Below are 6,480 nucleotides of genomic sequence, written 5' to 3' on the forward strand. Positions count from 1 at the left end.
TGCGTGGGTCGAGTCATTTTTCCGCCGTGATATAGGCGAGCCAGCCGGCATCCGGTTCTCCAGACTCCACCGGTACGAAATGGCCGTCTGGATCGCCGTCTTCGTCCCAACCCTGCCAATAGACCAGGACCCGCGAGAACCCGGCCTCGCTCAGAAGTTCCCGGATCTCGGGGAGGGTCCATAGGCGCCAGTCGTAGCTGAACGCCCGATCCAGTCTGCTCCCGTCGTCGAATCCGAAGTGGATGTGGCAGACGAGTCTCCCGCTGATGGGATCATAGGTGGCCTGCTCCCAGACATAGTCGAACTCGGGCCCGTCCGGATCCTGGATGCGGCGCTCCTCGGTGAGCCGGCGGAATGAATCGTAACCGCCGTAGGCATCGAGAAAGAAAACGCCCCCCTCTTTCAGCGTCGATCTGACCGAGCGGAAATAGCGCAACAGGGCAGGGCGCTCGCTGAGCAGCCAATAGCTGAAATTCATCGCCAGCACGATGTCCGGTCGGCGCTCGGGTGGTTCGAGGACATTGGTCTGGATGAGTTCGGCGCGAGATCGCTGATCCTCGGCCAGCGTGTCGAGATTGTTTCGGCGTCCCCAGTCGAGCACCTCGCCGTCCAGGTCCAACCCCCAGGCATGATTCGTCTTGCGCCGACGCACCCACTCGCGGCACACCGCGCCGGTTCCACAGAAATCCTCGCGCAACAGATGGGCCGAACGTCCGCGCAGCATCCGAAATGTCTTGTCGATAAAATCGATCTCGGCGGGCGGGTTTTGGACCGATAGTTCATAGAGCCGATGTGGATCGGCGTTGGAGGCTTGATTTTGCATGCCGATCGCTGACGGCTCCGATCGAAAGGACGATTGATGGCGGCCATTATGGAGGGGTTGGCCACCTTACGAAAGAAGAGGGTTTGTCAGCGAACGAAGTATGTTGTATATTTGCGCGCTCTCACCGGACAGGAAGTCTGAAATCGCTAGTTTTCGCCCCCTCCTCGATCGGGCGTCGGCGTTGAGAATGGCACTACACCCCCGGAGAGGTGTCCGAGTGGCTTAAGGAGCACGCCTGGAAAGTGTGTATAGGTTAATAGCCTATCGAGGGTTCGAATCCCTCCCTCTCCGCCATCTATTGGCATCCCCTCGTATTTCCCCTTTGTTGCTTGCTAAAGATCTGCTTGACGCATTCGTGTCAGGTTTTTTCGCGCGCGCATGGTTTCCGCAGTCCGCCGTCGGGTGCGATCAATGGTGAGCTTCCGCCTTTTCGGCGCAGCCAATTGATGCCGCCGAGGATTCGCGGGTTGCTTGCCAATCTGCGCTCCAACGCGAATTTGCCTGGAAAATCGCTCAGGATGATTCCCATGATGATCGTGAGCAGACCCTGTCCAGGGAGCACCAGCATCGCGATTCCCGCTAGAACCAGGATCCAGCCTAGGAGATTCTTGAACGTCAGAACTCCGTAATGGATCAGTGGGTGGACTCGTTTGAGTCGACTCCGGCGGTGCTCGCGGTCGCAGAAATAGTCTTCGGGTATCCGCGCCACGATAAAGGGTAGGGAAGCCAGTGAAGCGAGACAGAGGACCACCGATAGCCCGGCCATCCAGAGGATCTTGGCTTGATGGATCAGCGCCCAGGCGGTGAAGGTGTCGATCATGGTGAAGGGTTTCGGTGTGGCGGTATCCGGAGGATCGGTGAGATCGGGGGCGGCTCGGTCCCCCGGTCTCTTGCGTGTCTTTCTGGGGCGATCAGTTCGCCTGTGCGTGCAACTCGGCGGCCTGAAGGGTGTTTTCCAGCAGGCTGGCGATGGTCATGGGGCCGACGCCGCCTGGGACCGGGGTAATCCAAGAGGCGCGCTCGGCGCAGGCCGCGAAGTCGACGTCTCCGATCAGCTTGCCTTCCGGCGTGCGGTTGATGCCGACATCGATGACGATGGCGCCGTCCTTGACCCAGTCGCCCGGGACGAATTCGGGTCGGCCGACGGCGGCGACCAGAATGTCCGCCGCGCGTGCCTTGTCGGCTAGATCCTTGGTTCGGCTGTGACAGATGGTGACGGTACAGCGCGCGGCGAGGAGTTCCAGCGCCATGGGGCGACCGACGATGTTGGATTGTCCGATGACGACCGCGTCGAGTCCCGCGAGCTCGCGACCGGTGCGCGCGAGCATGGTCATGACGCCCTTGGGCGTGCAGGGTCGCAGCAGTGGCATGCGCAGCACCAGTCGACCGACGTTATAGGGATGGAATCCATCGACGTCCTTGGTCGGTGAGATGCGCTCGGTGACGGCATTCTCGTCCAGATGTGCGGGCAGTGGCAGCTGGACGAGGATGCCGTCGATCGCCGGGTCCGCATTGAGTTGGTCGATCAGCGAGAGCAACGCGTCCTGTGTGACGGTCTCGGGCAGTTCGTGCAGCTCCGAATGGAAGCCGACCTCGGCGCAGGCCTTGCGTTTGTTGCGGACGTAGACCTGAGAGGCTGGATTGGCGCCGACCAGGACCACGGCGAGCCCCGGCGAGCGTTTGCCGCTGGCCAGGAGGGCGTCGACTCGGCTCTTGATGTCTTGGCGGATTTCAGCGGCGATGGATTTGCCGTCGAGAATGGCTGCGTTCATGTTGATCCTGTTTTGCGGAACGAATAGCGCATCATAGCCAGGCGCCGAGTGGGATGAAAACGTGCCGACACCTGGATGCTGCGCCGTAAAGAAAAAATCGATCGTGGGTTGACGGCTGTTGGCCTGTTGCGTATAGTTCGCGCTCTTCGATTCGGGGTTGCTTTGAAACGCGCCGAGTCCGAAGCCGGGGTATAGCGCAGTCTGGTAGCGCGCCTGCTTTGGGAGCAGGATGTCGGGGGTTCGAATCCCTCTACCCCGACCAAACGCCGACCATGAGCGAAATGCGCTTCAGCGTGACGCTGGCGCGGAACCCAGATTCAGCGCTCGTAGCTCAGCTGGATAGAGCAACGGCCTTCTAAGCCGTGGGTCGCAGGTTCGAGTCCTGCCGGGCGCGCCAAAGGCATCGTCTCGACAGCGGACCGGCGAGACGGATCGCTTCGTGATGATGGCACGTCTTACGTGCGATGGATGCAACGAAGACGTTTCGGCGAACGAATGATTACGGTATAATGTGCCGTACAGGGAAGATTAAGAGTTTTATGGTGGGTGTAGCTCAGTTGGTAGAGCGCAGGATTGTGATTCCTGTGGTCGTGGGTTCGATCCCCATCGCCCACCCCATGTGCTGAAAGCGTTGTCCTGATGATGTATTCGGATGGCGTGATTGAAAGATTGGGTCGTTAGCTCAGTTGGTAGAGCAGTGGACTCTTAATCCATCGGTCGTAGGTTCGAATCCTACACGACCCACCAATCTGAAAAAGGGCTTAGCTGCAAGGCTAAGCCCTTTTTGTTTTGCGTGCTCCGTTTACGCTAGGTCGCGCTCTTCGCTGCGAGGAGTTCTTGACGCTCAGGCCTCCTCCTGGCTAATCTGCCGCTGGTCCGGGGATGCCGGAGCAGATCCTGCGATTCCTTAAAGAAAGCATTCTCTATCCTGACTGCCGCCGATACAGGTTCCGCAGATCCATGATGCGGCGATGGCGTCGTTGAACTTCGCCGAGTAGCCAGCGTGTATCCGAAATACTTCGGGCTCAAAGAGCCCAGTTTCTCCATTGCCCCCGATCCTCAATACCTCTATCTGAGCGAGCAGCACAGAGAGGCGCTTGCGCATCTGCTCTACGGAGCGGGCGAGGGCGGCGGGTTTGTGCTGCTGACGGGTGAGGTCGGGACCGGCAAGACGACCGTCTGTCGGGCCTTTCTGGAACAGTTGCCCGACGGCGTCGATGTGGCTCTGATCCTGAACTCGGCCCAGAGCGCCAACGAGCTGCTGTGCAGCATCTGCGATGAGTTTCGTGTTTCGCTGCCCTCGGGGCAGCTGTCGAACAAGGTGCTGGTCGATCGGCTGAACCAGTATCTTTTGGAGGCGCACGGTCGCGGTCATCGTCCGGTGCTCATCATCGACGAGGCGCAGAACCTCCGGCCTCAGGTGATGGAGCAGATCCGCCTTCTAACCAATCTGGAAACGACCAAACAGAAGCTGCTGCAGATCTTTTTGATCGGTCAGCCGGAGCTGCGGCGCATGCTGGAAAGCGACCGTTTGCGTCAGCTCAATCAGCGCATCACCGCCCGGTTTCACCTGAACCCCTTCAGCCTCAAGGAAACCGGCGACTACATTCGTCACCGAGTGGCGGTCGGCGGCGTGGACCGTCCTCTCTTCACGGCTGGCGCCATCCGTCTCATCTACCGCCATTCCGGCGGTATTCCGCGCCTCATCAACATCCTGTGCGATCGTGCGCTGCTGGGCGCCTGTGTGACCCGATCCTCCCAGGTGACGCCGTCGATTACAGCCAAGGCTGCGCGCGAGGTGCATGGCGCATCGGACGCTAAGCCGTCCCTTTCGGTCGGTCGCCTCGCCATGCTGGCCTCGATCTCATTCGTGCTGGCGCTGGGTATCGGTCTGGGAACCTTTTATCTCACCAATGGCGATCCCGAGCACACGCTCGCCTGGATCGAGCGCGAACTCGGGTGGCCTGGTGTCGCGTCTTCGGATTCCATCGCGGTCGAGGAGGTCCCCGCTGTCGAGACGCCGTCGGCGGCGGGGGGGGGAGACTCTGCGGCACCGGAATCTTCTTCCGCGTCCGAGACTGCCGTCGAGGCTGACGTTGGAGTGCCTGGCGCGCCAGTCGCCACGGAGCCGCCCGAGATCCCCCTAGCTGACTTCGCGCCCGATCAATTGGACGCGACCCTCGATCGTCTGTCCCTGAGCGAATCCTGGGCCATGCTGTTGTTGCTGAAACGCTGGGGGATCGAGCTCAATGACTTGGGTGCGGGGGAACCATGCGCGCGCGCGATGCGTTTCGGTTTGAGTTGCCAGCGCGAGACCGGCACGCTCAGTAACGTGCGTTTCTTCGATCTGCCCGCCTTGATGCGGCTCAACGGATCCGGTGCGGGCGAGCGCTTCCTCGTGCTCACCGCGCTGGGTGCGCGGGAGGCGGTGGTCGAGCTTCCCGACGGTCCCCGGCGCATCCCCGTCGAGGGGTTGGAGCGCATCTGGAGCGGCGACTACATCCTGCTCTGGCAGACGCCGCCGGGTGGAACCACGGTCATCAGCTCTGCATCTCCGGGGGACGATGTGCGCTGGTTGCGCGAGCTTCTGGCGCAGGTCCCGGGAATCGAGGTGCCGGATCGCGAGTCGAGCCGCTACGATGCCTCATTGTTAGCGGCGCTGAAGGCATTTCAGTCGTCGAAGGGGCTTCAGCCCGATGGATTGGCTGGGCCGCGAACTCTGATCCAGCTGCATCACGCCGTCGAGATGCCCGGCGTGCCTCGGCTCGATAGGATCGACGCGTCGGGCGCGGTGGAGGTGCCATGAGCTATATCCTAGAGGCGCTCCGGAAATCCCAGCAGGAACGCGAGCTTGGGCAGGTCCCGACCTTGGATTCGAGCGACCTTTTTGCCGAGGACAAGGAGTCGCCTCCGGCCAATCATTGGGGACTGTTGGCGGTCGGGCTCGCTAGCCTCGCGGTGGTCATCGCGCTCTACGCAGCCTTCCGAGCTCCGGTTTCGTCCACAAGTGGTGTGGGCGGGCCTGTGACCGACGGGGTACCGCCAGACGTTGCGCCGGTGGATCTGGGGGCCTTGGGCCGAGGAGGTGTCCAGGATACGGTTCCAGCCAGCTTGGACGATCGAGGGATGGGGTCGTCTTCGGCTCCACTGGTCGAGGCGCCAGGCCCCAGACGTCAGTCGTCGGATATGGTCTCGGGTCCGCCCGTCCGTCCCAATGCGCCGACCGATCGGGAGCGCTCCGAGGCGTTCGATCCCTATGGAACCGATCTCGAAGAGGAGCTGCAGCGCCAACTGGAGGCGGAGTCCGATTTCGATCCCGCACCGATCCCGGCTGAGCGTTCGTCGCGTTCCCAGGTGCCACCCGATCTGGTCCAGGATATCGAGGCGTTTAAGCAGCAGGTCCGTCGCGAGCAGGGGATTCCTCCTCCGTCGACCAAGGGGCGTACCAAGATTCGGATACCGAGCGATCCGACGACCTTGCGTCTGACGGCCATGCAGGCGGCCCAGATCCCCGCCTATCTGATGACCGCACACGTCTACGATAAGGATCCGACCAAGCGTTTCGTGGTGATCAATACGCTCAGGTACCGCGAAGGCGAGCGGACCCGGGAGGGCTTTGGGGTCGAGCGCATCGTTCCAGAAGGCGCGGTCCTCAGTTATCTGGGAAACCCCTTCTTCGTCTCCCGCTGATTTCGATATCTAGGGTTCAAACCCCCGCCTTTCAGGCGGGCAGATTTCATCTTCAGCCCTCTCGCTGCTACGGTTGATCCTGGCCCCTGGAGCAACGAGCGGAGAGAGGATGGATTATCGCTACGGTAGCCACACGGTTTTCCGGATTGAGTACCACTTTGTCTGGGTTACCAAGTATCGCTACAAAGTGCTGAG

Annotated in this window: 5 protein-coding genes, 5 tRNA genes and 1 pseudogene; 8 read left to right on the plus strand and 3 right to left on the minus strand. The window is 61.3% G+C overall.

Annotated elements, in window-relative coordinates; translation table 11 throughout:
- Window positions 1–13 precede the first annotated feature (13 nt).
- Entirely contained in the window at window positions 14–823 is an 810-nt protein-coding gene (locus THIDRDRAFT_RS18705) for a class I SAM-dependent methyltransferase (RefSeq protein ID WP_007042477.1), read from the minus strand.
- Window positions 824–1,026: 203 nt separating this feature from the next.
- On the opposite strand from THIDRDRAFT_RS18705, the gene THIDRDRAFT_RS18710 reads away from it, so the two are divergent.
- Window positions 1,027–1,117: transfer RNA gene (locus THIDRDRAFT_RS18710), tRNA-Ser, on the plus strand.
- A gap of 64 nt (window positions 1,118–1,181) precedes the next feature.
- Here THIDRDRAFT_RS18710 and THIDRDRAFT_RS18715 read toward each other — a convergent pair.
- Together THIDRDRAFT_RS18715 and folD are read right to left on the minus strand one after the other, a co-directional pair.
- The gene (locus THIDRDRAFT_RS18715) at window positions 1,182–1,643 is read right to left on the minus strand and encodes a PGPGW domain-containing protein (protein WP_007042478.1); all 462 of its coding nucleotides are present in this window, start codon (window positions 1,641–1,643) and stop codon (window positions 1,182–1,184) included.
- A gap of 91 nt (window positions 1,644–1,734) precedes the next feature.
- On the minus strand, window positions 1,735–2,595 hold the full coding sequence (folD, locus tag THIDRDRAFT_RS18720; RefSeq protein WP_007042479.1) for a bifunctional methylenetetrahydrofolate dehydrogenase/methenyltetrahydrofolate cyclohydrolase FolD: 861 nt from the start codon (window positions 2,593–2,595) through the stop codon (window positions 1,735–1,737).
- A 185-nt stretch (window positions 2,596–2,780) separates the two neighbouring features.
- Between folD and THIDRDRAFT_RS18725 the strand changes: the two genes are divergently transcribed.
- The 7 genes and pseudogenes from THIDRDRAFT_RS18725 to THIDRDRAFT_RS24855 all read left to right on the plus strand — a co-directional run.
- Window positions 2,781–2,857: transfer RNA gene (locus tag THIDRDRAFT_RS18725), tRNA-Pro, on the plus strand.
- Window positions 2,858–2,915: 58 nt separating this feature from the next.
- Window positions 2,916–2,992 (plus strand) — tRNA-Arg (locus tag THIDRDRAFT_RS18730).
- A 145-nt stretch (window positions 2,993–3,137) separates the two neighbouring features.
- Window positions 3,138–3,213: transfer RNA gene (locus THIDRDRAFT_RS18735), tRNA-His, on the plus strand.
- 53 nt (window positions 3,214–3,266) lie between these two features.
- Window positions 3,267–3,342 (plus strand) — tRNA-Lys (locus THIDRDRAFT_RS18740).
- Between the two features lie 256 nt (window positions 3,343–3,598).
- Window positions 3,599–5,401 (plus strand): AAA family ATPase, encoded by a 1,803-nt coding sequence (locus THIDRDRAFT_RS18745; RefSeq protein ID WP_007042480.1) that lies wholly within the window; start codon window positions 3,599–3,601, stop codon window positions 5,399–5,401.
- The gene (locus tag THIDRDRAFT_RS18750) at window positions 5,398–6,285 is read left to right on the plus strand and encodes a general secretion pathway protein GspB (protein WP_007042481.1); all 888 of its coding nucleotides are present in this window, start codon (window positions 5,398–5,400) and stop codon (window positions 6,283–6,285) included. The genes THIDRDRAFT_RS18745 and THIDRDRAFT_RS18750 overlap by 4 nt, the downstream gene beginning before the upstream one ends.
- Before the next feature lie 109 nt (window positions 6,286–6,394).
- Window positions 6,395–6,480, plus strand: a pseudogene (locus THIDRDRAFT_RS24855) (IS200/IS605 family transposase); the annotation flags it as partial.

It is taken from the genome of Thiorhodococcus drewsii AZ1, assembly GCF_000224065.1.
Lineage (GTDB): Bacteria > Pseudomonadota > Gammaproteobacteria > Chromatiales > Chromatiaceae > Imhoffiella > Imhoffiella drewsii.